Below are 26,324 nucleotides of genomic sequence, written 5' to 3' on the forward strand. Positions count from 1 at the left end.
CGGCGTCACGAGCCGGTACGGCAGCGCGGCGCGGGCCTGTCGCGGGTCACCAGGTCGGTGTTCCCGTCGGTGCCGTCGAGCCAGACGACGGTTCTGCCCTCTCCGGAGGCGAAGTAGTCCTGAAATCCCCGGTTGCACGAGTAGCGCTGCGGGGTTCCGCCGCCGAGCGGCACCTGGTGGATCTTCGGCAGGATCGCGTTCGAGATCCCGGTCCCGCTGCCGTCGGGCCACACGCCGATGGTGGCGACCTCGTCGTTGGCGTCGAACCAGTTCGGCCCGGGCGCCTGCGGGCCGTCCTGCACGACGACGGCCCTGCGGGTGCCGTCGGGTGCGGCCCGCATGATGCCGTAGCGGCCGTCGTCGTCCGCGTCGTACGTCCAGACGAGGTGACGGCCGGTCAGGATCGGCCTCGCGGTCCACGAGCCGGCCGGCATGGGGATGACGGTCTCGGCGCCGGTCCTGAGGTCGAGGACGGCGGGTGCGCTGCGCAGCGCGCCGTCCTCCGTCCAGTACCGCTCGTAGGCGAGCCTGCCGCCCTTGAGCGACGGCGAGAACCCGTGCACGGCGGCCTCGGCGGTGACCTCGACGGGCGCCGCCGAGCCGCGCTTGACCCAGACCCCGTGCTCGCCGTCGGCGCCGACGCCGTCCCACACGATCGTGTCGCCGTCGATCGCCACCGAGTCGACGAGGCTCGGGGCGTCGAAGACGAGCTCGGGCGGCGAGCTGCGGTCGAGCGGGCGGACGTGGACCTGGTAGTGCTCCTGCGCGGCGTCGAACGAGGTCCACGCGGCCCGCCTGCCGTCGGTGGCCGGGACGGAGTTCCACCGCTCGCCCTCCGACAGGCGCACCGGCTTGCCGCCGCCGATCCGGCCGGTGAGGATCACGCTCGGCGACAGGGCGTCGGGTGAGGTGTTGGAGACGACGTAGCGGTCGCCGGCCACGTCGGGGCGCGCCAGGCGGTCGGTGATGCCGTCGATCAGCACGCGCGAGTCGGTGCGCAGCGCGCGCTCCCAGCCCGCCCTGATGCCGTGCCGGTCGAACGCGCGGGCGACGGTCAGCTTGTCGCGGGCGGACATGCCGAGCGCGCGGGCCGCCGACTCGACGGCGCGGCGGCCGTCCACGAAGTCGTCCAGCGGCGTCATGTACTCGGTGAGCGCCTTGTAGACGAGCCGGTCGGCGACGGCGCCGCCCAGCGCCTCCCTGACGTCCCAGAGGGCGCCGGAGAAGATCGTGGAGTTGTAGTGCACGCCGCCGTTGTCGTAGCCGACGGCGAAGCCGAGGTAGTCCTCGCCGGCCACGCGGCCGTCGTCGAGGTCACGGCCGGCGCACTCCTCCGGCGGGGCGGTCTTGCACAGCGTCTCGCCGAGCAGGCTCGCGTTCGGGTCGCTCATCGGGATGCCGTACGTGTCCACCTGGATGGCGTTGCCGAAGTAGTCGGCCAGGCCCTCGTTGATCGCGCCGGACTGGCCGAGGTAGACCAGGTCGGCGCTGTGCGTGATGACGCCGTGGGTCATCTCGTGGCCGACGACGTCGAGCGCGGCGGCGAAGGAGTGGTAGTCGCCGCCTCCGCCGTAGACCATCTTGGTGCCGTCCCAGAAGGCGTTGGTGTACGGCTCGCCGTCCGCCGTGACGTTGACCACCGAGTACATGGTGCCGCCCTGCCCGTCGAGCCCGTCGCGGCCGAGCCCGCGGTAGTACGCGTAGACCTGGCCCGCGCTCCAGTGGGCGTCCACGGCGCCGGTCTCGGTGTGCTCGGGGCCGAAGGCGGGGGTGGCGGAGCGGACCAGCTCGGTGCCCTCAGGGATGCCGGGGGTGAAGAAGTCGAAGAAGGTGCGGCCGGCGGCGTCGTAGGTGAGGATCTCGCCGTCGGTGCCGTCCCACATCGGACGGGTGCGGTCGCGCAGCTCGTAGGCGCCGTCGGCGCGCTCGTAGGCGTTTAGCTCCACCGTACGGCCGTGCGAGGTCTGCCCGCTGCCGGTCACCGGGCCCTCCATGCGCAGGCGGTCCACGGCGAACAGGGGGCGGCCCGAGTGGGCGTCCACGTACGCGTCGAGCAGCAGCGGCTTCTTGGCGACCGCGTCGCGGCCGGTGAGCACCACGTGCCAGGCCAGCTGGCCGGCGCCGCTCGGCACCACGACGAGCCCCGCGGCCTGGGCGGTGGCGCCCTCGCGGGACCGGTGGTCGCGGATCATGGTGGTGTGGGCGATCCGCGCGGCGGTCTTCCCGGTGACGGTGGGGGTGGTGGAGACGGTCAGCTCGGTGAGGAACCGGCCGCCCGCGCCCACGACCTCGCGCCGGTCGCCGTCCTTGCGGAAGTGCACCAGGTAGTGGGCGCCGAAGACGGGCACGCCTCGGTGGCGCTGGGCGAATCTGACCGTCTCGTCGGCGCCGTCCACGACCGTCCTGAGCGGGGCCAGGTCGGCGGGGTCGAGGTGGTAGCGGGGCTCGGCCAGGTGCGCCTTGGCGGCGGCCACCGGGTCGCCCGCCTGGGCGGGCTCGGACAGGCCGTGCACCTCTGCCGGGGCGCGGGTGCCCGTACGCTGCTCCACCTCGGGCGGCGGGTCGTCGGCCGCCGCGGTGCCCGGCACGGTGAGCGCCAGGCATAACGCGGCCACGAGGGTGATGGGACGCCAGGACACGGCACCTCCAAGGGGTAGGTTTGTCTGGCGCCACCGATCATGACAGCGATATTGACAAATCGACAAGAAACGATCGGGCTTTTGAAAAACGGGAAATTTGGATTTTTATTCGGGCATTTCACCCCCAGGGCCCGGCACCGCGTGCGAAGGAGGCCGGCGACCTGCCCGAACGGGCGGCGAGGCCGAGGACAAGGCCCCATAGGCGCCTGCCGGCGCGCGGCAGAGGCCGAGGGGATGCGGCCGCGCGGGAAGGGGCGCGCGGCGGAAGCCGTTCAGCGGGTGGGCGTGAGTGGTGGCGTGCGCAGCCGTCAAAGGCGGTAGATGCGGCGGGCGTTTCCTGAGCCGATCATGTGGGCGATTCTGGAGGCGTCGGCGGTGCTCCACTCGCCCGAGTCGATTCTGGTGGCCAGGGCTCGGGACAGGGCTCGGCGGTAGGTGAGCGCGCCCAGGTAGGCGGTTTCGGCCAGGCCGCAGGCGCCGGAGCCGAACAGCTGCTTGTGGAACGGGGCCAGCTCCAGCAGCTCGTCGATGACGCGGGCCGCGGCGGCGGTGTGCGGCGGGGCGAGGCCGACGTCCACGTACACGTGCGGGAAGGCCGCCGCCAGATACGCGGCCTGGCGGTGGAACGGGTAGCTGTGCAGCAGGATCATCGGGACGCCGAGCGGCTGCAGCGCGCCCGCGAACGCGCTCAGCCTGGCCGGGTCCGCCCGATGCGGCTCGCCGAGCGGCCCGCCCCCGGGCCGGGATTCGAGGCCGCCTCCGAGGCCGCCTCCGAGACCGCCTCCGAGACCGCCTCCGAGGCCGCCTCCGAGACCGCAGTGGAACTGCAGGGGGAGGCCGCGTTCCCTGGCCACGTCCACGGCGCTCCAGACCAGGTAGTGGAGCAGGACCGGGTCGGTGAGCGGGGGCTTGGGGTCGGCGAGGCGGCGGTTGGCGGCGGCGATCACGGCGCCCCGGGCGGGCCTGGAGCCCTCCAGATCGAGGCCGTACAGCGCGCCCGCGACGGTCTTGAGCCCGACCGCGCGCGCCGCCCTGGCGGTGAGCTGCTCGCCCAGGTCGTCGAGGTAGTCGACGGCGAGCTGGGCGGAGGCGGCGACGTCGCGTTCGATGTGCTCGACGCGGACCAGCTCGTCGGCGGCGGCCCCGCCGTGGCGGCCCATCTCGGTGGCGCTCAGCAGCTCGCCGTCCTGCGAGGCGGAGTCGACGAGGAACGCCACCACCCCGGCCCCGGCCAGCAGCCGACGGTTGACCTCCCCGGCGCCCAGCTCCTCGCGGCGGGCCAGGTAGACGGCGGGCGGCGCGTGCGGCTCCAGGTCGAGCAGCGGCCCGCACCACCGCCGTACGGCGACGCCGAGCGGCGTGTCGAAGTGGGTGGTGCCGGGCGGCGCCGGGCTGCCGGCCCCGCTGATGAGCAGCTCGAAGCCGGCCCTGCCGAGGTCGTCGCGCCGCACCCCGTGGCAGTGGTGGTCGACGAGCGGGGCGAGCAGCGCGTCACGCACCGTGCCGGGCAGGTCTACGGGGAGCATGCGGAGACTCTAGGGGAGCCCCGCACGCCCCCGCCCGGGTTTTACTCATCTGCGGGCGAGCCGCAGGACGTTCGAGATGATCTTGGCGCCCGCGTTGCCCTCCTGGGTGAGGATCGACTCGGGGTGGAACTGCACCGCGAAGCGCCGCCGCGCGGTGTCCTCGATGGCCATGACGTTGCCGTCGGGCGTGAGCGCGGTCGGGGTGAAGCCGACCACGCCAGGCCGCTTGGCGTGCAGCGAGTGGTAGCGGGCCGCGGTGAACTCCTCGGGCAGCCCCTCCAGCAGCGCGCTCTCGCTCACCCTGGAGACCTGGCCGCGCTTGCCGTGCTCGGGGTAGTCGAGCAGCTCGAGGGTGCCGCCGGCCTGCTCGACCATGGCCTGCAGGCCCAGGCAGACGCCGAAGACGGGCAGGTCGCGGGCGTAGACCTCGTCGAGCAGCGCCGACATGCCGAAGTCGGTCGGCCAGCCGGGGCCGGGCGAGAGCACGACCAGGTCGGGCGCGATCTCGTCCATCATGTGGGTCGGGAAGCCGTGGCGCAGCGTGACGACGTCGGCGCCCTCCTGGCGGAAGTAGTCGGCCAGGGTGTTGACGAAGGAGTCCTCGTGGTCGACGAGCAGCACCTTCATGCCGAGGCCCGGCTGCTGCCTGGTCTCGGCGACCGGGACGGCGCCCGGCTGGTTGACCGCGGCGAGCGCGCCGAGCAGGGCGCTGGCCTTGAGCTCGGTCTCGCGCTCCTCGGACTCGGGGTCGGAGTCGAACAGCAGCGTCGCCCCTGCCCTGACGGCGGCGACGCCGTTCTTGATCTGCGCGGTACGCAGGGTGAGCCCGGTGTTCATGGACCCGTCGAAGCCGATGAAGCCGATGGCGCCGCCGTACCAGCGGCGGGTGGTGGCCTCGTGGTCCTCGATGAACTGCATGGCCCACGTCTTGGGGGCGCCGGTGACGGTGACGGCCCACATGTGGGTGAGGAAGGCGTCGAGGGCGTCGAACTCGGGGCGCAGCCGGCCCTCGATGTGGTCGACGGTGTGGATGAGCCGGGAGTAGAGCTCGATCTGGCGGCGGCCGATGACCTTGACCGTGCCGGGGACGCAGATGCGCGACTTGTCGTTGCGGTCGACGTCGGTGCACATGGTCAGCTCCGACTCCTCCTTCACGCTGGACAGGAGGGTGCGGATGGCCTCGGCGTCCTCGACCGGGTTGCGGCCGCGGGCGATGGTGCCGGAGATGGGGCAGGTCTCGACGCGGTCGCCGGTGACGCGGACGTACATCTCGGGTGAGGCGCCGACGAGGTGCTCGCCCTCGCCGAGGCTGATGATGAACTCGTACGGGGCGGGGTTGCTGGTGCGCAGGCCGCGGTAGAAGGCGGACGGGTCGGTGCAGGTGGCGTGGAAGACCTGGCCGGGCACGACCTCGAACAGGTCGCCGCGCTTGAACTTCTCCTTGGCGGCGGCCACGACCTTGGCGTATCCGCCCTTCGGCGGGTTGGGCGGCACCTCGGCGGGCGTGACGGGCGGCGCGGTGTCGCCGGTGCGCTCGAGGCCGCGGGTGGTGGCGCCGTCGACGGTGAACTCGTAGCGGTGCTCGACGCTGGTCTCGCGCTGGCGGTCGATGACCACGAGCCGGTCGGGCAGGTGCAGCACGAGGTCGCGCTGGTCGTCGGGGCGGACGAGCTCCTGCCTGATGGGCTCGAACTGGAAGGCCAGGTCGTAGCCGAAGGCGCCGTAGAGGCCGAGGTGCGGGTCGTCGCCCTTGAAGGCGGCGATCACCTCGCGGATGGCGGTGAACACGGTGGGCCTGCGGCTGCGCATCTCCTCGGGCAGCAGGTCCTCGGACTCGGGGACGTGGACCTCGACCCGGTCGGCGGTGGGCTCGGTGACGGGCTTGCCGGCGGCCAGCAGGCACGTGGTGATCGCGGGCAGCACGACGCGGCCACGCTCGTTGAGGGCGGTCGCCGAGATCGTCCGGCCCTTGGCGACGATCTCGAGACACGGATCGACGTAACCGAACGCCCATCGGCTGTAGCGGCCGGGGTAGTCCATGCCGGAGGAGAAGGCGCCGCCGCGCCGCTCCGACAGGGCTGTCACGATCTCTTCGAGTGCGGCCTCGTCCACCTCGCGTGTCTCGCGCTCGACACCGATGCCCCCGGCAGTGGTATATCCGCTCTTCTCCACTTCCTGCCCCTTCAAATGATCGAGCCCCGGGGGCGGACACGAGAAAGGCCGCCATCCGGGGCGGCCGTCCGTTGTGGAATGCGAAACACGCGCCGCCTAGAAGCGGCGCCACCACTGGAGCTGAGCGTGATTTCGCATGTGGCCAAGGTTAACCCCCCGGCCATGATCGCGCAACGCGCCCACTACCGGTGTGGCGCACCTAGGCACACTACCTCCTCTCCTTGGACGGCCCTCTATTTCAATACAGAGCAGTACTGTATCGTTTCTTAGCGAAGGGAGAGACCCCCATGACCGAGACGATCACCATGCCCGCCGGGCGGCCCACGCCGTTCGACCCGCCGGCCGAGCTGGCCCTGCTACGCGAGCGCGGCCCCATCGTTCCCCTCGCCTATCCCGACGGGCACCAGGGGTGGCTGGTCACCGGCCACGCCCTGGCCCGCGAGGTGCTGGCCGATCCGCGTTTCAGCGCCCGTTCCGAGCTGCGGCACCTGCCCACCGCGTCGGAGGCGCCGCAGGGGCGGCCCGCTCCGCCCGGGCTGTTCGTCGCGATGGACCCGCCTGAGCACACCCGCTACCGCCACCTGCTCACCGGCGAGTTCACCGTACGCAGGATGCGCCGGCTGACCGAGCGGATCGAGGAGGTCACGCGGACGTGCCTCGACGCGATGGAGCGGCAGGGGCCGCCGGCCGACCTGGTGGCGGCGTTCGCCGCGCCGATCCCCGCCGTGGTGATCTGCGAGCTGCTGGGCGTCCCCGAGGCCGACCGGCCCGCCTTCATCGCGCAGATGTCCAGGCTGAGCGGTCCTGAGCTGACGATCGAGGAGAAGTACGCCGCGTTCGCCGCCGTCCAGGGGCAGATCAAGGAGCTGGTGGCGGCCAAGCGGGCGGCGCCCTCCGACGACCTGCTGAGCGGGCTGACCCGCGGCGACCTCGACGACGACGAGCTGGCCACGATCGGGTTCATGCTGCTGGGCGCGGGCCTCGACACCACCGCGAACATGCTGGCGCTGGGCACGTTCGCGCTCCTGGAGCATCCTGGCGCGGCGGCCGCGCTGCTCGACGACGTGGACCAGGCGGTGGAGGAGCTGCTGCGCTACCTCAGCATCGTGCCGTTCCTCGTCCGCACCGCGCTGGAGGACCTCGACCTGGGCGGCGTACGGGTCGCCAAGGGCGAGTCGGTGACCGTCTCGCTGGCGGCGGCCGACCGCGACCCCGGCCGCTTCCCCTCCCCCGACCTGCTCGACCTGTCCCGTCGCTCCGGGAGCCACGTGGCCTTCGGGCACGGCGTGCACCAGTGCCTGGGCCAGCAGCTGGCGCGGGTGGAGATGCGGGTGGCCTTCCCCGCGCTGTTCGCCAGGTTCCCCTCGCTGCGGCTCGCCGTGCCGGCGGCGGAGGTGCCCCTGCGTACGGACATGGCGATCTACGGCGTGCACCGGCTGCCCGTCGCCTGGGACGCGCCTCAATAGACTCCTGCGGGACGACGGGACGCTGACCGGAGGGGCATGATCGACGACCAGGCGCCGCGGGTGCGGGCGGCGGGCCGGCCGCGCAGCCAGGAGGCCGACCTGGCCATCCTGGCGGCCGCGCTCGACCTGCTGATCGAGCAGGGCGCCCAGCAGACCAGCATCGAGCAGGTGGCGCGGCGGGCCGGGGTGACCAGGGCGACGGTCTACCGCAGGTTCGCCGACAAGACGGCGCTGCTGGTGCGCACGCTGGAGTGGGCCAACCACGACGACGACCCTGCGCTGACCGGCTGGCCCGACCTGGAGGCGATGTTCGCCGACTGGGGCCGCTACCTCGCGGTCCCCCGTAACAGGCGGCTGCTGCGCCGCCTGTACGGCAGCCGCGACGATTACCCGGAGCTGCTGGACACCTACAGGAAGGTCAACGGCGGGCGGCGCGCGGCGGCGGTGCGCGAGGTGCTGGCGCGCACCCGCGACCGCGGCCGCCTGCCCGCCGAGGTGGACGTGGACGTCGTGCAGGAGGTGCTGACCGCGGCGGTCATGCTGCACGTGGGCCTGGGTCCGGACGACGAGGACCCCGAGCGGATAGCGGCGCGTTTCATGGCCATCATGGCGCAGTTCGGCCACCGTTCCGCGTGAGACGGCTGGGGTTATGGACAGTTCGCCTGACCAGATTACATTTCTGTCCGCAAAGTAACTTTTTGCGACACCTATTGCTTTCCCGACATGATCAATTCACTCTTCTCGACAGAGGCGTAAAGATCACGCCTTCGCCCGTCGAGAAGGAGAGCACGTGCCCCAAACCCCCCGCTGGCGGATGATCCTCACGGGGATCGTCGTGGCCGCCACCGGTCTGCTGGTCCCGCAGACCGCGGCACAGGCGGCGCCAGAGTCCGACAAGATAGACGCCGCCGTGCAGGCGCGGCTGACGCAGGACGACAAGGCCACCTTCTGGGTCAGGATGAAGGGCTCCGCCGACCTCAGCGGCGCCCGCAGGGCCGCGACCAAGGAGCTCAAGGCCGAAGCCGTCTACGAGGCCAAGAGCGAGCGGGCGAAGTCCTCCCAGGAGGGCTTACGCAAGTTACTCGACGCCCGCAAGGCCGAGTACACCCCCTACTGGATCGTCAACGCGGTCAAGGTGACCGCCGACGAGAAGCTGGCCGGCGAGATCGCCAAGCTGCCCGAGGTCGAGCGCATCCAGCCGATCCGCCAGCTGAACGTGCCGAAGCCGGACGAAGGCCAGGCGCAGAACCGGGTGAACGCCGTCGAGTGGAACATCGACCGGGTGAACGCCCCGCGCGTCTGGGAGGAGCTGGGCGACCGCGGTGAGGGCATCGTGGTGGCCAACATCGACACCGGCGTGCAGTTCGACCACCCCGACCTGGCGGCCACCTACCGGGGCAGGAACCCCGACGGCAGCTACAGCCACGACTACAACTGGTTCGACCCGGCCCGCGTGTGCCCCTCGACCGCGCCGTGCGACAACAACGGCCACGGCACCCACACGATGGGCACGATGGTCGGCGCGAACGGCATCGGCGTGGCGCCGGGCGCGCAGTGGATCGCGGCCAAGGGCTGCGAGCTCAACACCTGCACCGACGCCTCGCTGCTCGCGGCCGGCCAGTGGATCGTGCGGCCCACCGACCTGAACGGCGACAACCCGCGTCCCGACCTCGCTCCCGACATCGTCAACAACTCCTGGGGCGGTGACGGCTTCGACCCCTGGTACAAGGAGGTCGTCGACTCCTGGATCGCCGCGGGCATCTTCCCCGCCTTCTCCAACGGCAACGAGGGCCCGTCCTGCCGCTCCAGCGGCTCACCCGGCCAGTACGTGACCGCCTACAGCGCCGGCGCCTTCGACGTGAACAACGCCCTGTACGCCCGCTCCAGCAAGGGCGAGGGCGAGAACGGCGAGATCAAGCCGAACATCGCCGCCCCCGGCGTCAACGTGCGCTCCTCGGTGCCCGGCAACGGCTACGACTCCTACACCGGCACCTCGATGGCGTCGCCGCACGTGGCCGCCACGGTGGCGCTGATCTGGTCGGCGGCCCCGGGCCTGACCGGCGAGATCGAGACCACCAGGTCGCTGCTCGACGGCACCGCCGTGGACACCGCCGACACCAGCTGCGGCGGCACCGCGGCCGACAACAACGTGTGGGGCGAGGGCAAGCTCGACTCCTACGCCGCCGTCCAGGCCGCGCCCAAGGAGGGCCTCGGCGACCTGTCCGGCACCATCACGGCCGGCGGCGAGCCGCTGTCCGGCGTGACGGTCACCGTCACGGGCCCGCTGACCCGCACGGTCACGACCGGCGCCGACGGCACGTACGCGCTGCCCCGCCTGCTGCCCGGCGACTACCGGCTGACCGCCGCCAAGTTCGGCTACGCCGAGGCCACGGCGGACGTGACGATCACCGCCGAGCAGGCGACCACCTCCGACCTGACCATGACGGCCCAGGCGAACGCCGTGGTGTCGGGCACGGTCAGCACGGCGGGCACGCCCGAGGCGGGCGCCACCGTCGCGGCCGCGGGCACGCCGGTGAGCACGGTCACCGACGAGGCGGGCCGCTACAGCCTGACGCTGCCGCACGGCTCGTACGAGCTGGCCGTCACGCCCTCCTCGCGCTGCTCCAGCACCGCGACCGCGGAGATCACGCTGGACGGCGACCTGACCAAGGACATCGAGCTGCCGCTGCGCGGCGACAACTTCGGCTACACCTGCGCCTCCGGCGCGCAGGCGTACGTCGAGGGCACCGAGAAGCTGGCGCTGACCGGTGACGACGAGGCCGTGCAGGTCACGCTGCCGTTCCAGGTGCCGTTCTACGGAGCCGGCCAGAGCCGGGCGTGGGTCGCCACCAACGGCTTCCTCACCTTCGCCACCGACCGGGCCACGGCCGCGGGCAACGTCCGGCTGCCGGCGAGCGGCACGCCGAACAACGCGGTCTACCCGTACTGGGACGACCTCATCGTGGACGCCCAAGGCGGCGTCTACACGGGTGTGACGGGCACGGCGCCGCACCGGCAGTTCGTGGTCGAGTGGCGCAACGTCACCTTCTACAACGAGACCGCGCAGCGGGTGTCGTTCGAGGCGCTGCTCGGTGAGGACGGCTCGATCGCGTTCCGGTACAAGGACGTCGAGAGCGAGCGCGACAAGGGCCTCAGCGCCACCATCGGCGTCGAGAACGCCGCGGGTGACGACGCGCTGCAGTACTCCTACCTGGAGCCGGTGGTCGCGACCGGGCAGGGCCTGACCTTCACGGCCAGCCGGCACGGCCTGGTCACCGGCGCCGTCACCGACGCCAACGACGGCGAGCCCATCGCCGGGGCGACGGTGAAGGTGGGCGACGTGGCCACGTTCACGACCGGCGAGAACGGCACGTTCTACGGGCAGGTGCTGGCCGGCGACTACGACGTCGAGGTGTCCAAGGAGCACTACGGCACCTTCACCCAGCCCGTCACGCTGGCGCCGACCACGGTGACGCGGGTGGACACGGCGCTGGTCACCGGCCGGGTGAGCGCGTCGTCGGCGGAGCTGACCGTCGTGCAGCCGGCCGACACCACTCGCAAGCGCACGATCGAGCTGACCAACCTCGGGGCGGCGACGCCGTACACGGTGACCGGCGACTCGTGGTTCACGGTGTCGCCGGCGTCCGGGCAGCTCGCCAAGGGGCAGAAGGCGAAGCTGACCGTGGAGGTGTCGAGCGCGGGGGTGGCCGCGGGCACGTACCGCTCGGGCACGCTGCTGGTGAAGTCGGCCAGCGGGCGGCAGCCGACCATCGAGGTCGCGGTGACCGTCGTGGTGCCCAAGCTGCAGGTCGCCGTGGACGTCGGCGCGACGAGGAACACGGTGGACGCCGCCGGTGACACCTGGACGCCCGACAGGAGGTACAGCACCGGCGGTCACGGCTACGTGGCCGGCAAGAACAAGACGCTGAGCACGTCCAAGAGCATCTCCGGCACCACCGACCAGACGCTGTTCAAGACGGCGCGGGAGGACATGCTGGAGTACCGCTTCGACAACGTGCCGGACGGGACGTACACCGTCGAGCTGAACTTCGCCGACCTCGAGCGCACGCAGATGGGCAGGCGGGTGTTCGACGTGCTGGTCGAGGGAGAGCTGGCGATCCCGGCGCTCGACCTGGCGCTGGAGGCGGGCACGTACACGGCGGTGAGCAGGCAGTACACGGTGCAGGTGACCGACGGGCAGCTCAACGTGCGGTTCGCGGCGCGGCAGGGCTCGACGCTCGTCAACGGGCTGCGCATCTCGGAGCGCCCCGACAAGGCGGCATCCTAGGGGGCCCTGATGGTGCGCCCCTGAGATGACCCTGATGTGCGCCGCCCCGGGCTACTCGCCCGGGGCGGCGTATGTTACTGGTTGGTATATGAGACGCGTGCGGATCAGACGCGACCTTCCCGTGCCGATGCCCGACGGCGTGACGCTGCTCGCCGACCACTACGCGCCGCCGCACGGCGGTCCCGCCCCCGTCGTGCTCATGCGCTCCCCGTACGGGCGGCGCGGCATGCTCGGCTGGTACTACGGGCGCGGCTTCGCCCGGCAGGGCCTCCACGTCGTCATCCAGAGCTGCCGCGGCGGCTTCGGCTCGGGCGGACTGCTCGACCCGCTCGGCGACGAGCACGACGACGGCCTGGCCACCATCGCCTGGCTGCGTGAGCAGCCCTGGTACGGCGGCTCGTTCGCCATGTTCGGCCCCTCCTACCTGGGTTACACGCAGTGGGCCGTCGCGCCCTTCGCCGGCCCCGAGCTGAAGGCGATGGCCACGCAGATCACCGCTTCCCAGTTCAGGGACGCCGCGTACGTGGGCGGCGCGTTCGCGCTGGAGTCGACGCTGAGCTGGACCACGCTCACCGACGGCATGTCGCGCAGGTTCGGCGGCGCCTCGGTGCTGACCGCGCCCCGCCTGACCCGCCGCGCGGTGCTGTCGGGGCGGCCGGTGGCGGAGCTCGACCTGGTCTCGGCGGGCCGGCCGCTCCGCTTCTACCAGGACCTGCTCGCCCACCACGCCGACCCGGCGGTCCCGTATTGGCACAAGCGCGATTTCTCCGCCAAGGTGGGCGAGGTGGAGGCGGCGGTGACGATGCTCGGCGGCTGGTACGACGTGTTCCTGCCGTGGCAGCTCAAGGACTACGCGGCGCTGCGGGCGGCCGGGCGGCGGCCGTACCTGACGATCGGCCCCTGGTACCACATCGACGCCAGGCACGGCCGGGCCACCATGGAGGAGGCGTCGGCGTGGTTCCGCGCCCACCTGCTCGGCGACCGGTCGCGGCTGCGGCCCGACCCGGTGCGGATCCACGTCACGGGGGCGGGCGAGTGGCGCGACTACCCCGACTGGCCGGTGCCGGGAATGCGGGAGACCCGCTGGCACCTGCGTGAGGGGTTCGGGCTCGGGCCCGGCGGGCCGCCGGAGGGCGGGCCCGACCGGTTCCGCTACCACCCGGACCACCCGACGCCGCGCATCGGCGGGCCCGTGCTGCTGGGCGACTCCAGGCCGCGCGACCAGCGGCGGCTGGAGGAGCGGCGCGACGTGCTGGTCTACAGCTCCCCCGCGCTGCGCTCGGCCGTGGAGGCGATCGGGCCGGTGCGCGCCGAGCTGTACGTCCGCTCCAGCACGCCGTACGTGGACGTGGTGGTGCGGGTGTGCGACGTGCATCCGGACGGGCGGTCGTACAACGTGTGCGAGGGGGTCAGGCGGTTGGGACCTGGGGCCACCGACGAGGACGGCGTGCGGCGGGTCGAGGTGGACCTGTGGCCGCTCGGGCACCGGTTCCGGCGCGAGCACCGGATCCGGGTGCACGTGGCGGCGGGGGCGTACCCGACGATCGCCCGCAACCCCGGCACCGGCGAGCCGCTCGGCTCAGGGGGCGGCCGGATGGTGCCGGCCGACGTCGAGGTGTTCCGTTCGCCCGAGCGGCCGTCGGCCGTGGTGCTGCCGCTGTGCGCGCCGCGCGGCTGATGTCGCTGGTCCTGCTGCTGCAGGCCAGGGGCGGGATGACGGCGGCCGAGCTGGCCAAGGAGCTGGAGGTCTCCGAGCGCACGGTGCACCGCGACGTGCTCGCGCTGTCGGAGGCGGGCGTGCCGGTCTACGCCGATCGGGGGCGCGGCGGGGGGTACCGGCTGCTCGACGGGTACCGTACCCGGCTGACCGGGCTGGACAGGGCCGAGGCCGAGGCGCTGTTCCTGTCGGGCGTGCCGGCGGCGCTGCGGGAGATGGGGCTGCAGGACGTCGCGGCGGCGGCCCGGCTGAAGGCGGCGGCGGCGCTGGCCCCCGCGCTGCGCGACGCGCCCGCGACGGCCGCGCAGCGCTTCCACCTCGACGCGCCGGGCTGGTTCGCGGGCGGTGACCCGCCGCCCGCCGCGCTGGCGCCGCTGGCCAGGGCGGTGTGGCGGGATCGGCGGGTCTCGGCGGTCTACAAGGACGTGCTGCGGGTGCTCGAGCCGTACGGGCTGGTGCTCAAGGCGGGGGTCTGGTACCTGGCGGCGCGGCACAGGGGGCGGTTCCTGATCTTCCGGGTGCACCGGTTCGGCGAGGTGTCGGTGCTGCGGGAGGCGTTCGACCGGGACCAGGACTTCGATCTCGCGGCCTTCTGGGCGGGGCAGGCGGCGCTGTTCGCCAGGTCGCTGCTGCGGGAGGAGATCACGCTGCGGCTGACCGGGCGCGGCGTGCGCATGCTGCGGCACGTGGCCGACCCGGCGGCGGTCGAGGACGCGATGGCCTCGCTGCGCGAGGACGGGACCGTGCGGCTGGCGGTGGAGTCGCTGCCGGTGGCGTTCTCGCAGGTGCTGCGGTTCGGGCCGGAGGCGGAGGTGCTCGGGCCGCCCGAGTTGCGGGCGATGGTCGCCGACGCCGCCGCGCACATGGCCCGCCTGTACGACCCTGACCACCCGTCCTGACAGGGCCTCACTGTCCGGTGTGGACGGATGACCGCTCGTCGCGGGCAACCGACCACTCGCCGATCAATGGCGGCGCTCCCCACCGGGGCGGAGTTATGGTGCTGAACGTCGCGCCCGCATGGTCGTCTCATATGCCGAGATATCAATTCGGCATTTAGGCCAAACCGTAACATGCCGTTCATTGGGATTAATCCCCATGAAAAGCTAATCTCCCTCCGTTGACGCAAAGTCAGGAGCATGGTCACCGCCAGCGCCTGATCTACCCATCGGAGGGCCGGATGACTACCGGGGATCCCGGGCAGCCACGCACCGACCGCAGCCCCTGGAACTGGCTGCTGCTCGTGCCCATCGTGCTGCCGTTGCTGACATTCCTGTACAACTTCGACGAGCCGCGCCTGTTCGGCTTCCCGTTGTTCTACTGGCTGCAGATCGCCTTCATCATCGTCGGCGTGGGCACCACCACTCTCGTCTACAGGATGACGAAGTGAGCGCTCACACGACCGAGCTGGTCGTCTTCATCCTGCTGTTCCTCATCGTCAGCGGCATGGGCTTCGTCGCCGCCCGCTGGCGCCGCCCCACCGACCTCGCCAGCCTCAACGAGTGGGGGCTCGGCGGGCGCAGCTTCGGCTCCTGGATCACCTGGTTCCTCGTCGGCGGCGACCTCTACACCGCCTACACCTTCGTCGCGGTGCCCGCGCTGGTGTTCAGCTCCGGCGCGCTCGGGTTCTACGCGCTGCCGTACACGGTGGTCGTCTACCCGCTGGTGTTCCTGGTGCTGGCCCGCATGTGGTCGGTCTCGCACGTGCACGGGTTCGTCACGCCCGCCGACTTCGTCAGGGCCCGCTTCGGCTCGCCCACGCTGGCGCTGGCCATCGCGATCACCGGGCTCATCGCCACGATGCCGTACATCGCGCTGCAGCTCGTCGGCATCGAGGCCGTGCTGAAGACGATGGGCATCACCGGGCACCTGCCGATCATCATCGCGTTCGCGATCCTGGCCGCCTACACCTACCAGTCCGGCCTGCGGGCGCCCGCGCTGATCGCGTTCGTCAAGGACTCGCTCATCTACATCGTGATCCTGGCCGCGGTCATCTACATCCCGGCCAGGCTGGGCGGCTGGGACTCGATCTTCGACGCGGCCAAGGCCAAGTTCGACGCCACCCCGGCTCCCGGCGACGGCTTCATCCTCAACGCCAACAACCAGCTCCAGTACGTGACGCTGGCCTTCGGCTCGGCGCTGGCGCTGTTCCTCTACCCGCACAGCCTCACCGGCGTGCTCGCCTCCAAGAACCGCAACGTCATCAAGCGGAACATGTCGGCGCTGCCCGCCTACAGCTTCGTGCTCGGCCTGATCGCGCTGCTCGGCTTCATGGCCATCGCGGCCGGCACCAAGCCGGTCGTCACCGACGGCAAGGCCGACGCCAACACGATCGTGCCGCAGCTGTTCAACGACATGTTCCCCGACTGGTTCGCGGGCGTCGCCTACGCCGCCGTCGGCATCGGCGCGCTCGTGCCCGCCGCCATCATGTCGATCGCGGCGGCCAACCTGTTCACCCGCAACATCTACCGCGAGTACATCAACAAGACCGCCACCGACGCCCAGGAGGCCAACGTCTCCAAGATCGTGTCGCTGCTGGTCAAGGTGGGCGCGGTGCTGTGCATCCTGCTGCTCGACCCGCAGTTCTCGATCGACCTGCAGCTCATCGGCGGCGTGATCATCCTGCAGACGCTGCCGTCGGTGGCGCTCGGCCTCTACACGCGCTGGTTCCACAAGGGCGGGCTCATCGCGGGCTGGGCGCTCGGCCTGGCGGCGGGCATGTGGATGCTGTACCTCATCCCCAACCCGGCCAACGGCAAGGCGCACTTCGGCGGGTCGGCGTTCCCGCTGTCGAACTTCGGCTTCGACACCAAGATGACGATCTACGCCGGGTTCCTGGCGCTGATCGTCAACCTGGTGGTGGCGGTGCTCGGCACGGTCATCCTGAAGGCGGCCAAGGTCGCCGACGGCGGCGACGCCACCAAGCAGGACGACTACTTCGCCGACGAGGGCGACCCGAAGGTCAAGGACCTGGACCTCACCGGCTCCCACTGATCCCAGGGGTTTTCGCGGCCCGCTTCCCCTATGGGGGCGGGCCGCTGCTCATCGCGTCTGGGGGTAGGCGGGGTTGGCGACCGCCGGCTTCGCGCGTACGGGCTCCTCCAGGGCGGCGAGCAGGCGCTCGTCGCCCTGGAGGCGGCCCGCGCGGATGGCTTCCGCCAGCTCGGCCTCGTCCGCGACGCCCCGTGGCGCGAGCCCCGACGTACCGGAAATGTCTCCTTTTATCTGGGTCCGATCATGTCGGGGTTAGTCTGCGGCCATGCAGACACAGTCCCCCCTTGCTCCGCCCCACCTGCTCACCCCGCGCCTGATCCGGGCCGAGATCTTCGTCGTGCTGTCGGTGTCGCTCGGGGCGAGCGCGCTGGTGGCGTTGGTCCGGTTGATCGGGGCGCTCACCGCGCCTCGGGAGCTGAAGGGGCAGCAGGCCGTGCTGGTCGGGTCGATGGCGCCCGGCCGGCCGTGGCTGGACCTGACGCTGCAGCTGGTGCAGATCGCGGTGGCGGTGGCGCCGGTGGGGCTGGTGGCGTACCTGATGGTGCGCTCGAACGAGTCGCTGCGGACGATCGGCGCCGACTTCCGCCGGCCGGGCGGCGACCTGCTGCGCGGCGCGGCGCTCGCGGCGGCGATCGGCGGGTCGGGGCTGGCGTTCTATCTCGTGGTCTGGGCGGCGGGGGTGAACCTGACCGTCGTGCCGGGAGCGCTGCCGGAGGTGTGGTGGCAGGTGCCGGTGCTGCTGCTGGCCGCCGCGCAGAACGGGGTGCTGGAGGAGGTCGTGGTCGCCGGCTACCTGCTGCACCGGCTGGGGCAGGCCGGGTGGACGCCGTGGAAGGCGGTCGTGGTGTCGTCGCTGCTGCGCGGGTCGTACCACCTGTATCAGGGTTTTGGGGGGTTCGTCGGGAACGTGGTGATGGGGCTGGTGTTCGGGCGGCTCTACCAGCGGTGGGGACGCGCGATGCCGCTGATCGTGGCCCACACGCTGATCGACGCCGTCGCCTTCGTCGGGTACGCGTTCCTGCGCGGCAAGGTGAGCTGGCTGCCCTGAGGCCGTTGACCGGAACCGACGGACCGACGGCGGTGCACGCGTTCATGACCGAGCGGGTCGAAGCCGCCGAGCCCGTGCTCCACCGGGGGCGGTCCCGAAGGCATCAGGGCGGTGCCTCACCCGCCCAGGATAGATCGCCTGCGGACCGGGAGCAGCGCGGAGAGCACGAGGAAGGCGCCGGTGAGCGCGTACAGGCCGGTCATCCCGGCAAGCGTGCCGGGCGGCTCGCCCGGCGCCGCCCACGGGACCGGGCCGGTCGGCCAGGGCAGGCCGCCGGTCCGCGCCCACGGCAGCGTGGCGGCCACGCCGACGGCGGCGTCGAGGTCGAGGGCGAACAGCGCGCCGGCCGCCGTCAGCGGCACGCCACACGCCAGGCCGGCGACCGGCCACACCGTCAGGACCCTGATGAGGACGGCGACGCCCGCCACGTACGCGAGCGCGGCCGGAGCGGGGGCGAAGGCCACGGTGCCGCCGCGCAGCGCCCTGGCGGCGGCGTCGGTGAGGTAGTAGACGGGGATCGCGGCGGCCAGCCCTGCGACGGCAGCCAGTGCCTGCCCGCCTCGCCTCACCTGTCACCCCTTCCCCGTCACGGTCGTGGAAACCCTAGCCGCCGAACGCCCCCTCGCGCTGCCCACCTGCGAAAACGGACCTGCTTCTGCGGGAGGCCACCCGGTTGTCCCCCGGCGCGGCGACCTCGCCGGGATGCGCGGTCCGCCCGGCGGAGTGAGCGGTCACCGGGCCAGGCGCAGCAGCAGGTCCTTGACCTCGGTGGCCGCGTACCGGTCTCGCGCCGGTGCCGGGTCCGAGCAGAGCAGGACGGGCGCGTCGGCGGGGTCGGCGGGCAGCAGCCCGTGCGAGCCCCGTACGGCGCGCGCGCCCGCGTCCAGCCCCACGACGCTCATGAGGTAGCGCATCCCCAGCTTCTTGCGCAGCAGCGCGAGGCCCGCCCGCCGCTTGGCGGCGCCCGGCGCGGCCGGGTCGAAGAACAGCTCGGCCGGGTCGTAGCCGGGCTTGCGGTGGATCTCGACCAGGCGGGCGAAGTCGGGGGCGCGGGCGTCGTCCAGCCAGTAGTAGTAGGTGAACCAGGCGTCGGGCTCGGCGAGCAGGACCAGCTCGCCCGAGCGGGGATGGTCGAGGTCGTGAGCGGCCTTGCCGTCCTGGTCGAGCACGGCTCCGACGCCGGGCAGCGCGGCGCAGAGCTTGGCCACGGCGGGCACGTCGGCGGGGTCGCGGACGTAGACGTGCGCCACCTGGTGGTCGGCGACGGCGAACGCCCTGGACGTCCACGGGTCGAGGTACTCCATGCCGTCCTGGGTGTGCACGCGCAGCAGCCCTTCGGACCGCAGCAGCCGGTTGACGTCCACGGGGCGGGCGACGTCGGTGATGCCGTACTCGGACAGCACCACCACGGTCCTGTCGCCGGCCGCGTCGAGCAGCGGCCCCAGCTCGGCGTCCAGCTCGGCGGCGGCCGCGGCGGCCTGCGGGTGGCCCGGGCCGAAACGCTGCAGGTCGTAGTCGAGGTGCGGCAGGTAGGCGAGGGTGAGGTCGGGGTTGTGGGCGGTCATGACGTGCCGGGTGGCGCGGGCGATCCAGCGGGACGACGCGATGCCGGCGCCCGGACCCCAGTAGGTGAACAGCGGGAACGTCCCCAGCTCCGCGGTCAGCTCGTCGTGCAGGCCGGGCGGGTCGGTGTAGCAGTCGGGGTCCTTGCGGCCGTCGGCGCGGTAGATCGGCCTGGGGGTGACGGTCCAGTCGACGTCGGCGCCCATGGCGTACCACCAGCAGACGTTGGCGACCGTGTAGCCGGGGCGCTCGCGGCGCGCGGCCTGCCACAGCTTCTCCCCCTCGACCAGGGCGTTGTGCTGGCGCCACAGCAGCACCTCGCCGAGGTCGCGGAAGTACCAGCCGTTGCCGACGATCCCGTGCCCCGACGGCGGCAGGCCGGTGAGGAACGTGGACTGCACGCTGCACGTCACGGCCGGCAGCACGGTGCCGAGCCCGGCCTGGAACCCGCGCTCGCCGACGGCGCGCAGGCGCGGCATGTGGGCCAGCAGCCGGGGGGTCAGCCCCACCACGTCCAGGACCAGTAGCGAAGTCATGCCGTCACTCCTGCCTCGAGCATGTGAGTACGGGCGAAGTCCAGCTCCCCCGCGATGCCCGCGGCCAGCTCGGCGGGGGTGCCCGGGCGGAGCGCGGCGGGCAGCACGTTCCAGGTGTAGGTCTCGACGTCGAAGTGGTCGCACAGAGGCTCGGGCCCGCCCACCAGCTCGGCGAGCGCGTCGCGCAGCACGGGCGCCGTGGTGGCCAGCGGCGCGGCGGGGGCGGCGTGCAGCGGCACGTGGTAGTGGACCCGCCACGTGCCGGGCAGCCCGCGGGCGAGCGCCTCGTCCAGGTCGTCGGCCTGCTCGCCCGCCCTGGTGCGGGTCTGGTGGAGGAAGCGCGGCTCGGCGTACTCGCGCAGCGCCTGCGGCTCCGCCGTCTCCAGGGCGGCCGACAGCTGCACCTTGACGATCGGCAGCCCGGCCGCGGCCAGCGCCTTGAGCGCGGCGGCGGGCTGCTCCCAGGCGCAGGCGAGGTGCGCGAGGTCGAGGCAGACGCCGAGCCGGTCGGTGTCGGCGCGCGACAGGTGCGCGACGGCCTGCTCGGTGGTCTCCACGACGCAGCCTGGCTCGGGCTCGAACCCGACCCTGATCGTCCGCCCGGTCGCCGCCTCCACCTCCGCCAGCCCGGCGGCCAGCTCGTCGAGGTGGCGGGCGGCGGTGCCGGCCATGGCGGCGTCCCAGGGGTCGCGCCAGCCGAGCGGCAGCGTGGAGATCGAGCCGCGCGCCGCGTCGCCGGGCAGCAGCCTGGAAAGGACGCGCGCCAGGTCCAGCGTGTACGCCAGCCGCTCCCGCGTGGTCCAGTCCGGCCGGTAGACGGCGTGCTTGACGACCGGGTCCTGGAAGGCCGCGTACGGGAAGCCGTTGAGCGTCACCACCTCCAGGCCCCGCGCGTCCAGCTCCCCGCGCAGCCGCCGGAGCGCGGCCGGGTCGGCGGCCAGCTCGGCGGCGGCGGGCGCGGCCAGCCAGAGGCCGAGCCCGAGCACGCCGGCGCCGAGGCGGTCGCGGATGGGGACCGCGTAGGCGTCGAGCTGGGCCACGATGCCGGCGACGTCCTCGGCGGGGTGCACGTTGGTGCAGTAGCCGAGGTGCAGCGGCGTGCCCGACGGATGCCGCAGCCGCATCACTCGCCGCCGCGCTTGATCGAGCTGCCGGCGAACGTCGGCTCGGCCGCGCCGGTGACCGCCGTCAGGTCGAGCCGCCCCGACTGGCTGTAGAACGCGATCGGGTTGCGCCAGAACACCTGCTCCACGTCGTCCTCACCGAACCCGTCGGCCAGCATCGCCTCGGCCGTCGCCAGCGTGAGCAGCGGGTCGGAGACGCCCCAGTCGGCGGCCGAGTTGACCAGCATGCGTTCCAGGCCGTACTTGCGCAGGATCGCCACCATGCGCGGCGGCGACATCTTCGTCTCCGGGTAGATCGAGAACCCGGCCCAGCAGCCCGAGCCGTGCACCAGCTCGATCGTCACCTCGTTGAGGTGGTCGATCGCGACCCGCTCGGGCGCGATGCCGGAGGCCGCCACGACCTCCAGCGTGCGCCTGGTGCCGCGGGCCTTGTCGCGGTGCGGGGTGTGCACGAGCGCGGGCAGGTCGTGCTCGACGGCGAGGGCGAGCTGGCGTTCGAACGCGTCGTCCTCCTCCGGCGTCATCGAGTCGTAGCCGATCTCGCCGACCGCGACCACCCGGTCCTTGTCGAGGTAGCGGGGCAGCAGATCCAGGACGGGACGGCAGCGCGGGTCGTTCGCCTCCTTGGGGTTGAGCGCGATCGTGGCGTGGTGCACGACGCCGAACTGCGCCGCCCGGTACGGCTCCCAGCCCAGCAGCGAGTCGAAGTAGTCGGTGAACGAGCCGGGGTTCGTGCGCGGCTGGCCGAGCCAGAAGGCCGGCTCGACCACGGCCAGCACGCCCGAGGCGGCCATCCTGGCGTAGTCGTCGGTGGTGCGCGAGGTCATGTGGATGTGGGGGTCGAAGATGCGCATCAGGTCTCCTCGCTGGTGAGCCGGTGCAGCAGGGCCGCGGCGTCGGCGGGCATGGGGCGGCCGGCCGCGGCCCGTTCCTCGGCGAACGCGGCCAGCATCGCCGCCAGCTCGGCGTCCGCGCGCCGGTCGAGGTCGTGCACGGCGTCGAGCGGCACGCCCATGAACACGCACTTCAGCACCGCCTGCCGCCAGGACGGCTGGTCGAGGTGGCGGGCGTACGGGCCGAGCGCGGCGGCCAGCAGGCGGGCGTCGTTCGTGCGGATGGCGTCCTGCAGCAGCGGGACCGCGTCCGTGCCGGCGTTCAGCAGCGGCAGGGCCTTGAGCACCGCGCGTTTCTCGTCGGCGTCGCCGTGCTCGTAGTAGGCGCTGGCCTGGCCGGGCGGCAGCGCGGCGAGCAGCAGCGCCCTGGCGGCCTCGTCGGCCGTCCAGCCGGGGGCGTCCGCCAGCGCCGCGCGGCCCGCCCTGCGTCCCGCGGCGGCGAACGACCGCACGGCGCTGTCCGGGCGGTCCGCGGCGGCGGCCAGCGCCTCCTCCAGCCAGGGCCATGCGGGGGTGACGGCGAGCGCCTTGCGCAGCCGGTCGGTGGTCATCACGTGCTCCCTCCCTCGGGGCCGGGGCGGCGAGACTCGTGGCGGGACTCCTCTTCCGCGCGGCGCAGGAAGGCGAGGGAACGGGCCGCCACGCCGGGGGCGGCGTGCGAGTGCCTGGGCAGCTCGACGGCGACCAGGCCCCGGTAGCCGGAGGCGGCCAGCGCCCGCAGCACCGGCGGGAAGTCGATCTCCCCCTCGCCGAACTCCAGGTGCTCGTGCGTCCCACGCCGCATGTCGTCGATCTGGACGTTCACCACGTGGCCCGCCACGGACGTCACGCAGTCGGGCACCGGGTCGGGCTCGTTGCAGCGGCAGTGCCCGATGTCGAGCGTGAGGCCGAACCGCTCGGGCGCGCCCAGGGCCTCGCGCAGCCCGCGCCAGCCGGCGATCGTGTCGACCAGCATGCCGGGCTCCGGCTCGAATCCCAGCTTCATGGTCCCGGTGCCCTCCAGGACCTGCGCGCAGCCGTCCACCAGGCGGTCCCAGGCGAGGGCGGGCGTGACGTGTGCCGGGCGCACCCCTGACCAGAACGACACCGCCTCCGCCCCCAGGTCATCGCCCACCGCGACGGCGCGGCGCAGGAAGTCGATGCGCTTGTCCCGGTCGTCGTCGAGGAGGGTGGGCGCGTGCTTGCGGCGCGGGTCGAGCAGGTAGCGGGCGCCGGTCTCGATCACGACGGCCAGGTTCAGCGTACGGAGGCGGTCGGCGACCTTGGCCACCCGGTGCGCGAGGCCGTCGGCGTAGGGGTCGAGGTGGTGGTGGTCGAGGGTGAGGGCGACGCCTTCGTAACCCAGCCCGGCGATGACGTCGAGCGCGTCGGTGAGGCGGTGGTTGGCGAAGCCGTTCGTGCCGTAGCCGAACCTGATCATGTGGGTGACACCTTCCTGGCCAGGCGGCGGGCCAGCGGCACCAGCGCGGCGAGCACGACTCCGGCGCGCGGCGCCCCTGACCGCGCGGCCAGCGCGCCCTGGAGCGCGGGCAGGCTGACGATCCCGGCCGCCACGGCGTCCCGCACCCGCGCCGCCGATGGCTCCGCCACCGCCCGCGCCTGCGACCTGCCGAACTGCACGGCGTACCATCCCGCCAGCGCCCCCTGCGCCGGCCCCGACGCCGGCGGGACGGCGACCGTGGTGGCCAGGGCGAGGGTGGCGGCCAGGGTGGTCGCCGGGCGGGCGGGGGTGGTGCCGGTGGTCTCGGCGCGCGACAACTCGGTGAGCAGGTACGTGTGCGCGGCGATCGTCAAAGCGGCCGGCAACGCCCCGACCAGCGAACAGCCCGGCGGCGCGGGCGCGGGACTCGAGGTGGCGCCCAGGAGGACGTCCAGGCCGCGGCACACGGCCATCAGCAGGGGGCCCGCGCGGGTGTTCTTGGCTGCGAGGTCGTAGGTCCAGACGGCGGCCGCGAGCGGGGCGGCGATCGCCAGCGCGCGGCGGCCGCCGGTGAGGCCCGCCACGGCGAGGCCCGCGACCGTGAGGCCGGTGGCGACGGCCAGCGCCTCCCCCGGGCGCACCCGGCCGGACGGGATCGGCCGCTCAGGGCGCTCGGCCGCGTCGAGGTCACGGTCGGCCCAGTCGTTGGCCGCCATCCCCGCCCAGTACAGGCAGACCGACGAGCAGGCCAGCCCGGCCGTGCCGGGACCCAGCGCCCGGCCGGCGGCGGCTCCGGCGATCACGTCGCCCGGCACCGACAGCGCGGCGGGCGCGCGGACGAGCTCGGCCAGGTCCCGGAGTCTCACCATCGTCAAGCCCCTTTCGCCGGCCCTTTCACCGGCCCCTTTCAGCGGCCCTTTCACCGGACCGGCCGACACGTCGGCCTCACACCCGCCTCCCCGCCGAGGCAAGGTCACCGGCCGGAGTCCAAGGCGTCGATGAAGGCGCACAGGGCCTGCCACTGCTCGGCCAGCCCGTGCGGGACGTCACCCAGCGGATCCTTGAAGAAGAAGGCCAGCTCGGGCAGCGCGCCCGTCCGCCCGCTCCGGTGGGCGGCGGCGGTGAGCCGGGTCAGGTCCAGGATGAGCGGCGCGGCGAGCGCGGAGTCGCAGCCGTGCCAGGTGAACTCCATCCGCATGGCGGTCCCGAGGAAGCCCTCGAACGTGACGAGATCCCAGGCGGTCTTGAAGTCGCCCAGGTCCTCCAGGTAGTCGATGCGGGTCTCGCCCTGGGGCGCGTACCCGAGGGTCTCGGCGAGGACGCGCTGCTTGCTCGCGGCCTTCGCGGCGTTGGCGCCGGGGCGGGCGAGGTTGGCCCCGTCGCCGCCGCCCAGCAGGTTGACGCCGGACCAGGTGCGCACCTTCAGGTTGCGCTGGGCGAACATGGGCGCCAGCACGGACTTGACGAGCGTCTCCCCCGTCTTGCCGTCGTGCCCGCCGTACGGCAGGCCGCGCTCGCGGGCGAGGGCGTCGAGCGCGGGCAGGCGGGCCCCGGTGGACGGGGTGAAGTCGACGTACGGGCAGCCGGCGTGGAAGGCGGCGTAGGCGGCCAGCGCGCTGGGCGGCAGGACGGCGCCGGGCTGCCCGAGCGCGGCGCGCAGCTCCGGCAGGCCGGCGTGCGCGGGGTGCGGCGGCGGGGCGGGCTCGGTGGTGGAGACGTTGACGACGACGACCCGGTCGAGGTCGTGGCGGCGGCGGAAGCGGTCGAGGTCGGCGCCGATGGCGGCGGCGGTCTCGGCCTGGGTGGCGGCCGAGGGCAGCGGCCGTACCTGCTGCTCGATGACCGACAGCTCCTCCTGCACGGCCGCGACGAGCGCCGCGGGCACCACGCCCGCGGCGGCCAGCTCGGTGGCCTTCTTGTCGAGCGGCACCGAGGTGACGTCGTGCCCGCCGAACACCAGGTCGCCGATCCCCGGGCGGATGCGGTCGCGCAGCGCGGGCGATTCGAGGACGCATCCGGTGGGCCCGGTCAGCCCCGCCCTGACGGCCAGGGCGCCGATCATGCTGGTGACGGCGACCGAGCCGCGTGCTCCGATCAGCCATGCTCCCGTTCTCATGCGCTCTCCTCCGGCGTGGCATCGGTTCGCGTGGGGATGATCGGGCTCCCGTGATGAGAATGCGCCGTAATGCGCCGCCGATCAAGCAGAAACCGAAGCTTGTTCAGTTTTCCTGCGGTCGACCCCATATGGCAACGCGCACTATCAGGTGGGGCCTCGGCTAAAGTGCTCATCGCACGATGACGCGAGGGGGAAGCATGGCACGACGTCCCGACCTGGTCGGCCTGACCGTGCTGGCCATGCTCTCGCTGCGCCCCGCCCACCCCTACGAGCTGCACCGCTTCATCGTCGACACGCACAAGGACTATGTGACGGGCCTGCCGAGAAGCCTCTACCACGCGGTCGAGAAGCTGGCCGGCCAGGAGCTGATCGTCCCCGTCGAGACCAGCAGGCAGGGCCGCCGCCCCGAGCGCACCGTCTACCAGATCACCGGCGAGGGCCGCCGCGAGCTGGCCACCCGGCTGCGCGCCCTGCTGGAGAGCCCGGGCGCCGAACGCCGCACCTTCACCGCGGCCGTCTCCCTCATGGGCGTGCTCCCGGTGCCCGACGCGCTGCAGTCCCTGCGGACGCGAGCGGCGTCCCTGGAGGGCGCGCTGGCCGGGCTGAACGCCCACCTCGGCGCGCTGCGCGCCTCCGGCCTGCCCGAGGTCCTCATGGTCGAGCTCGACTACGAGCGCACGCTCAGCGAGGCCGAGCTGGCCTGGGTCAGTCGGCTCGTCGCCCGGCTGGAGTCGGGCGAGCTGACCTGGTCGGGCACGCTCAACGAGGACCTGCTCGCCGAGGTGCTCGGCGAGCAGGGGGGCGCGGCCTGAGGCCGTGTGACAA

Annotated in this window: 21 protein-coding genes; 9 read left to right on the forward strand and 12 right to left on the reverse strand. The window is 72.8% G+C overall.

Features of this window, described 5'->3' with window-relative positions; all coding sequences use genetic code 11:
- Window positions 1-5 precede the first annotated feature (5 nt).
- The 3 genes from AB0K12_RS33850 to AB0K12_RS33860 form a co-directional block, all read right to left on the reverse strand.
- Window positions 6-2,639, reverse strand: a complete 2,634-nt coding sequence (locus tag AB0K12_RS33850) for a M4 family metallopeptidase (protein ID WP_364570503.1) — start codon at window positions 2,637-2,639, stop codon at window positions 6-8.
- A gap of 308 nt (window positions 2,640-2,947) precedes the next feature.
- A complete protein-coding gene (locus AB0K12_RS33855) occupies window positions 2,948-4,165 on the reverse strand; it encodes an amidohydrolase family protein (protein ID WP_364570506.1) in 1,218 nt (405 codons plus the stop codon).
- A gap of 45 nt (window positions 4,166-4,210) precedes the next feature.
- Window positions 4,211-6,337, reverse strand: coding sequence for an anthranilate synthase component I (locus tag AB0K12_RS33860; RefSeq protein ID WP_364570509.1), 2,127 nt, complete (start codon window positions 6,335-6,337; stop codon window positions 4,211-4,213).
- Between the two features lie 287 nt (window positions 6,338-6,624).
- Here AB0K12_RS33860 and AB0K12_RS33865 point away from each other — a divergent pair, with 287 nt between their 5' ends.
- The 7 genes from AB0K12_RS33865 to mctP all read left to right on the forward strand — a co-directional run bounded on the left by AB0K12_RS33865 (window position 6,625) and on the right by mctP (window position 16,799).
- Window positions 6,625-7,803, forward strand: a complete 1,179-nt coding sequence (locus AB0K12_RS33865) for a cytochrome P450 (protein ID WP_364570512.1) — start codon at window positions 6,625-6,627, stop codon at window positions 7,801-7,803.
- Between the two features lie 36 nt (window positions 7,804-7,839).
- Window positions 7,840-8,439, forward strand: coding sequence for a helix-turn-helix domain-containing protein (locus tag AB0K12_RS33870; RefSeq protein WP_364570515.1), 600 nt, complete (start codon window positions 7,840-7,842; stop codon window positions 8,437-8,439).
- Between the two features lie 154 nt (window positions 8,440-8,593).
- Window positions 8,594-12,091, forward strand: coding sequence for a S8 family serine peptidase (locus tag AB0K12_RS33875; protein WP_364570518.1), 3,498 nt, complete (start codon window positions 8,594-8,596; stop codon window positions 12,089-12,091).
- A gap of 88 nt (window positions 12,092-12,179) precedes the next feature.
- Entirely contained in the window at window positions 12,180-13,769 is a 1,590-nt protein-coding gene (locus AB0K12_RS33880) for a CocE/NonD family hydrolase (RefSeq protein ID WP_364570521.1), read from the forward strand.
- On the forward strand, window positions 13,751-14,707 hold the full coding sequence (locus AB0K12_RS33885) for a WYL domain-containing protein (protein WP_364570524.1): 957 nt from the start codon (window positions 13,751-13,753) through the stop codon (window positions 14,705-14,707). Before AB0K12_RS33880 ends, AB0K12_RS33885 begins: the two co-directional genes overlap by 19 nt.
- A 278-nt stretch (window positions 14,708-14,985) precedes the next feature.
- Window positions 14,986-15,195, forward strand: coding sequence for a DUF3311 domain-containing protein (locus AB0K12_RS33890; RefSeq protein WP_355432664.1), 210 nt, complete (start codon window positions 14,986-14,988; stop codon window positions 15,193-15,195).
- Complete coding sequence (gene mctP / locus AB0K12_RS33895; RefSeq protein WP_364570529.1) at window positions 15,192-16,799, forward strand: monocarboxylate uptake permease MctP; 1,608 nt, start codon at window positions 15,192-15,194, stop codon at window positions 16,797-16,799. The genes AB0K12_RS33890 and mctP overlap by 4 nt, the downstream gene beginning before the upstream one ends.
- Window positions 16,800-16,847: 48 nt before the next feature.
- On the opposite strand, the gene AB0K12_RS33900 is transcribed toward mctP, so the two are convergent.
- A complete protein-coding gene (locus tag AB0K12_RS33900; RefSeq protein WP_364570874.1) occupies window positions 16,848-17,030 on the reverse strand; it encodes a DUF6285 domain-containing protein in 183 nt (60 codons plus the stop codon).
- 34 nt (window positions 17,031-17,064) lie between these two features.
- On the opposite strand from AB0K12_RS33900, the gene AB0K12_RS33905 reads away from it, so the two are divergent.
- Window positions 17,065-17,847 (forward strand): CPBP family intramembrane glutamic endopeptidase, encoded by a 783-nt coding sequence (locus AB0K12_RS33905; RefSeq protein WP_364570532.1) that lies wholly within the window; start codon window positions 17,065-17,067, stop codon window positions 17,845-17,847.
- Between the two features lie 116 nt (window positions 17,848-17,963).
- On the opposite strand, the gene AB0K12_RS33910 is transcribed toward AB0K12_RS33905, so the two are convergent.
- The 8 genes from AB0K12_RS33910 to AB0K12_RS33945 form a co-directional block, all read right to left on the reverse strand.
- A complete protein-coding gene (locus AB0K12_RS33910) occupies window positions 17,964-18,416 on the reverse strand; it encodes a hypothetical protein (protein WP_364570535.1) in 453 nt (150 codons plus the stop codon).
- 162 nt (window positions 18,417-18,578) lie between these two features.
- Window positions 18,579-19,946, reverse strand: coding sequence for a nucleotide pyrophosphatase/phosphodiesterase family protein (locus AB0K12_RS33915; RefSeq protein ID WP_364570538.1), 1,368 nt, complete (start codon window positions 19,944-19,946; stop codon window positions 18,579-18,581).
- Window positions 19,943-21,070: a metabolite traffic protein EboE gene (gene eboE / locus AB0K12_RS33920; RefSeq protein ID WP_364570541.1), complete on the reverse strand. Its 1,128-nt coding sequence runs from the start codon at window positions 21,068-21,070 to the stop codon at window positions 19,943-19,945. The genes AB0K12_RS33915 and eboE overlap by 4 nt, the downstream gene beginning before the upstream one ends.
- On the reverse strand, window positions 21,070-21,924 hold the full coding sequence (locus AB0K12_RS33925; protein WP_364570544.1) for a TatD family hydrolase: 855 nt from the start codon (window positions 21,922-21,924) through the stop codon (window positions 21,070-21,072). The genes eboE and AB0K12_RS33925 overlap by 1 nt, the downstream gene beginning before the upstream one ends.
- Window positions 21,924-22,514, reverse strand: a complete 591-nt coding sequence (locus AB0K12_RS33930) for an EboA domain-containing protein (protein ID WP_364570547.1) — start codon at window positions 22,512-22,514, stop codon at window positions 21,924-21,926. Before AB0K12_RS33930 ends, AB0K12_RS33925 begins: the two co-directional genes overlap by 1 nt.
- Window positions 22,514-23,383 (reverse strand): sugar phosphate isomerase/epimerase family protein, encoded by an 870-nt coding sequence (locus AB0K12_RS33935; RefSeq protein WP_364570551.1) that lies wholly within the window; start codon window positions 23,381-23,383, stop codon window positions 22,514-22,516. The genes AB0K12_RS33930 and AB0K12_RS33935 overlap by 1 nt, the downstream gene beginning before the upstream one ends.
- Complete coding sequence (locus AB0K12_RS33940; protein WP_364570554.1) at window positions 23,380-24,252, reverse strand: SCO3242 family prenyltransferase; 873 nt, start codon at window positions 24,250-24,252, stop codon at window positions 23,380-23,382. Before AB0K12_RS33940 ends, AB0K12_RS33935 begins: the two co-directional genes overlap by 4 nt.
- Before the next feature lie 104 nt (window positions 24,253-24,356).
- Complete coding sequence (locus tag AB0K12_RS33945; RefSeq protein WP_364570557.1) at window positions 24,357-25,499, reverse strand: inositol-3-phosphate synthase; 1,143 nt, start codon at window positions 25,497-25,499, stop codon at window positions 24,357-24,359.
- A gap of 197 nt (window positions 25,500-25,696) precedes the next feature.
- Between AB0K12_RS33945 and AB0K12_RS33950 the strand changes: the two genes are divergently transcribed.
- Window positions 25,697-26,311, forward strand: a complete 615-nt coding sequence (locus AB0K12_RS33950; RefSeq protein ID WP_364570560.1) for a PadR family transcriptional regulator — start codon at window positions 25,697-25,699, stop codon at window positions 26,309-26,311.
- Window positions 26,312-26,324: the final 13 nt, after the last annotated feature.

It is taken from the genome of Nonomuraea sp. NPDC049419 (assembly GCF_040676995.1).
GTDB classification, from domain to species: domain Bacteria; phylum Actinomycetota; class Actinomycetes; order Streptosporangiales; family Streptosporangiaceae; genus Nonomuraea; species Nonomuraea salmonea.

What these genes read in the sequence shown, in the direction of transcription:
- AB0K12_RS33855 (WP_364570506.1), bottom strand. Translation starts at nt 4,165, where the DNA reads ATGCTCCCCGTAGACCTGCCCGGCACGGTGCGTGACGCGCTGCTCGCC.
- AB0K12_RS33865 (WP_364570512.1), top strand. Translation starts at nt 6,625, where the DNA reads ATGACCGAGACGATCACCATGCCCGCCGGGCGGCCCACGCCGTTCGAC.
- AB0K12_RS33870 (WP_364570515.1), top strand. Translation starts at nt 7,840, where the DNA reads ATGATCGACGACCAGGCGCCGCGGGTGCGGGCGGCGGGCCGGCCGCGC.
- AB0K12_RS33880 (WP_364570521.1), top strand. Translation starts at nt 12,180, where the DNA reads ATGAGACGCGTGCGGATCAGACGCGACCTTCCCGTGCCGATGCCCGAC.
- AB0K12_RS33890 (WP_355432664.1), top strand. Translation starts at nt 14,986, where the DNA reads ATGACTACCGGGGATCCCGGGCAGCCACGCACCGACCGCAGCCCCTGG.
- AB0K12_RS33905 (WP_364570532.1), top strand. Translation starts at nt 17,065, where the DNA reads ATGCAGACACAGTCCCCCCTTGCTCCGCCCCACCTGCTCACCCCGCGC.
- AB0K12_RS33915 (WP_364570538.1), bottom strand. Translation starts at nt 19,946, where the DNA reads ATGACTTCGCTACTGGTCCTGGACGTGGTGGGGCTGACCCCCCGGCTG.
- eboE (WP_364570541.1), bottom strand. Translation starts at nt 21,070, where the DNA reads ATGCGGCTGCGGCATCCGTCGGGCACGCCGCTGCACCTCGGCTACTGC.
- AB0K12_RS33925 (WP_364570544.1), bottom strand. Translation starts at nt 21,924, where the DNA reads ATGCGCATCTTCGACCCCCACATCCACATGACCTCGCGCACCACCGAC.
- AB0K12_RS33930 (WP_364570547.1), bottom strand. Translation starts at nt 22,514, where the DNA reads ATGACCACCGACCGGCTGCGCAAGGCGCTCGCCGTCACCCCCGCATGG.
- AB0K12_RS33935 (WP_364570551.1), bottom strand. Translation starts at nt 23,383, where the DNA reads ATGATCAGGTTCGGCTACGGCACGAACGGCTTCGCCAACCACCGCCTC.
- AB0K12_RS33940 (WP_364570554.1), bottom strand. Translation starts at nt 24,252, where the DNA reads ATGGTGAGACTCCGGGACCTGGCCGAGCTCGTCCGCGCGCCCGCCGCG.
- AB0K12_RS33945 (WP_364570557.1), bottom strand. Translation starts at nt 25,499, where the DNA reads ATGAGAACGGGAGCATGGCTGATCGGAGCACGCGGCTCGGTCGCCGTC.
- AB0K12_RS33950 (WP_364570560.1), top strand. Translation starts at nt 25,697, where the DNA reads ATGGCACGACGTCCCGACCTGGTCGGCCTGACCGTGCTGGCCATGCTC.